This window comes from Roseomonas sp. SRI_022 (genome assembly GCF_057586215.1).
In genome coordinates this window covers 1-2659 of the sequence record NZ_JBYCZL010000060.1, presented here as the reverse complement: position 1 = coordinate 2659, position 2659 = coordinate 1, and the positions used below count along the sequence as shown (strand labels likewise).

Below are 2659 nucleotides of genomic sequence, written 5' to 3'. Positions count from 1 at the left end.
GTGACCAGGATGCGCCGCATCACCAGCTGCCCGACGGAAAGGGCGGCGTGATCTCGGCGAGCCGTGGCGCGGAGCGATCCTTCTCCGACAGGATCGGCGAGGCGACCGGCCAGGCGATGCCAAGCGCCGGGTCGTCCCAGGCGATGCCGGCATCGGCCTCGCGGTCATAGTAGGCGTCGGTCTTGTATTGCACCTCGGTGTCGGGTTCGAGCGTGCAGTAGCCATGAGCGAAGCCGCGCGGCACCCACATCTGCCGCCAGTTCTCGGCGCTCAGCACTTCCGAGACGTGCTGTCCATAAGTTGGCGAGCCTTCGCGGATATCGACTGCGACGTCGAGGATGGCGCCGCGCGGCACGCGGATCAGCTTGCCCTGCGCCGAGGGCGGGCGCTGGAAATGCAGCCCGCGCAGCACGAAGCGCGGCGCCGAGGCGGCGTGGTTGTCCTGCACGAAGTCCGGGTCGACGCCATGGGCGGCGAGCGCGCGGCGCGACCAGACCTCGCTGAAGAAGCCGCGGGCATCGCCGTGGCGGGCGGGTTCGATCAACAGCACATCGGGGATGGCCAGGCGTTCGACCTTCACGCGAGCCTGCCCCCTGCGAGGTCGCGCAGATAGGCGCCGTAGGCGGTCTTTCCGAGAGCGGTGGCCTGGCGTGTGAGTGCGGCGGCGTCGATGAAGCCCATGCGAAAGGCGATCTCCTCGGGACAGCCGACCTGCAGCCCCTGGCGGTCCTGCACCGTCTGCACGAACAGCGCCGCCTGCAGCAGCGAGCCCGGCGTGCCGGCATCGAGCCAGGCGCAGCCACGACCGAGCTGTTCCGCGCGCAGCGCGTCGCGGTCGAGATAGACCCTGTTGAGGTCGGTGATCTCAAGCTCCCCGCGCGCGGACGGCGCGAGGTCGCGCGCCAGTTGCGTCACCCGCGCATCGTAGAAATACAGCCCGATCACCGCCCAGTCGGATTTCGGCTGGAGCGGCTTCTCCTCGATCGACAGCACCCGGCCCGACGCGTCGAACTCCGCGACGCCATAGCGTTCGGGGTCGGCGACGCGGTAGCCGAAGATCGTCGCTTCTCCCGCCTCCGCGCGCCGGGCGGAGGCCTGCAACTGCGCCGACAGCCCGTCGCCGTAGATGATGTTGTCGCCGAGTGCCAGCGCGCAGGGCTGCCCGCCGATCCATTCGGCACCGATGTGGAAGGCCTGGGCGATGCCTTCGGGCCTGGCCTGCTCGGCATAGGTGATGGTGATGCCGAACTGGCTGCCATCGCCGAGCAGCCGGCGGAAGGAGGGCAGGTCGGCCGGGGTCGAGATCAGCAGGATGTCGCGGATACCCGCGAGCATCAGCGTGCCCAGCGGGTAGTAGACCATCGGCTTGTCGTAGACCGGCAGCAGCTGCTTCGACGCCGCGAGCGTCATCGGATGCAGCCGCGTGCCGGATCCCCCTGCCAACAGTATGCCCTTCATTGTGCTTGTCCCTCAGACGGCGGGCGGACCGCATCCGCGGTCCTTGCCTTCGCGCCCTGCGCTGTCGTGCCGGGGGCGGTTGTTGGTCCGGGCGCGGTCGCGCCGTGCGCTCGTGGCCCGAGGCTGCGCCCCGGGCCAGGCGCGGTGGCCTTGGTCATGCCTTCGCTCCGCCAAGGCGCTGCCCGGCATAGCGTTTGTCCCGGATCGGGCGCCACCAGGCCTCGTTGTCGAGATACCAGGCGATGGTCTGCGCCAGCCCGGCCTCGAAGTCGTACTTCGCCCGCCAGCCCAGCGCGGCCTCGGCGGCGGAGGGGTCCATCGCGTAGCGGAAATCGTGGCCGGGGCGGTCCTTCACGAAGCTGATCAGCCGCTCGCGCGGTCCCGCCGGGTCCGGGCGCAGTCGGTCGAGCGTCGCGCAGATTGCGCGCACCACCTCGAGGTTGCTCCGTTCCTGCCGCGGCCCGAGGCAGTAGGTCGCGCCGGGGACGCCGCGGAACAGGGCGAGGACCAGCGCCTCGGCATGGTCCTCGACATGGATCCAGTCGCGGATGTTCGACCCGTCGCCATAGACGGGCAGGGTGCGACCCTCGAGCGCGTTGAGCGTGACCAGCGGGATCAGCTTTTCGGGGAACTGCCAGGGGCCGTAGTTGTTCGTGGTGTTGGAGACGAAGTTCGGCATGCCGTAGGTGTGCTGCCAGGCGCGCACCAGGTGGTCGGACGCCGCCTTGGACGCCGAATAGGGGCTGCGCGGGTCGTAGCGAGTGTGCTCGTCGAAGGGCGGTTCGTCGCGGCTTTCGATCGAGCCGAACACCTCATCGGTCGAGACGTGGTGGAAGCGGAAATCGGCCTTCGCCGCGCCGTCCAGCGACGCCCAGTATTCCCGCGCCGCCTCGAGCAGCACCTGGGTGCCGACGACATTGGTGCGGATGAACTCGGCGGGGCCGTCGATGGAGCGGTCGACATGGGATTCGGCGGCGAGGTGCATGACGCGGGACGGCCGGTGCGTGGCGAAGGCCGCGCGCATCGCGCCGATGTCGCAGATGTCGGCGTTCACATGGACATGGCGCGGGTGGCGCTGCCATTCGCCGAGGCTCTCCGGGCTCGCCGCATAGGTCATGCGGTCGACATTCACCACCACCTCATCGGTCGTGACGAACAGCCGCCGCATCACGGCCGAACCAATGAAACCTAGGCCACCGGT

The 2659-nt window shown here is 69.4% G+C and carries 3 protein-coding genes; all 3 read right to left on the bottom strand.

Annotation, left to right across the window (positions count from 1 at the left end):
• Positions 1-19: 19 nt before the first annotated feature.
• Positions 20-580, bottom strand: coding sequence for a dTDP-4-dehydrorhamnose 3,5-epimerase (gene rfbC, locus AC2YHJ_RS27825; RefSeq protein ID WP_487399442.1), 561 nt, complete (start codon positions 578-580; stop codon positions 20-22).
• Positions 577-1458 carry a glucose-1-phosphate thymidylyltransferase RfbA gene (gene rfbA / locus AC2YHJ_RS27820; protein ID WP_487399441.1) on the bottom strand — a complete coding sequence of 294 codons (882 nt, stop codon included), beginning with the start codon at positions 1456-1458 and terminating at the stop codon, positions 577-579. The genes rfbC and rfbA overlap by 4 nt, the downstream gene beginning before the upstream one ends.
• Before the next feature lie 154 nt (positions 1459-1612).
• A partial coding sequence (rfbB, locus tag AC2YHJ_RS27815) for a dTDP-glucose 4,6-dehydratase (RefSeq protein WP_487399440.1) occupies positions 1613-2659 on the bottom strand: 1047 nt, incomplete at its 5' end.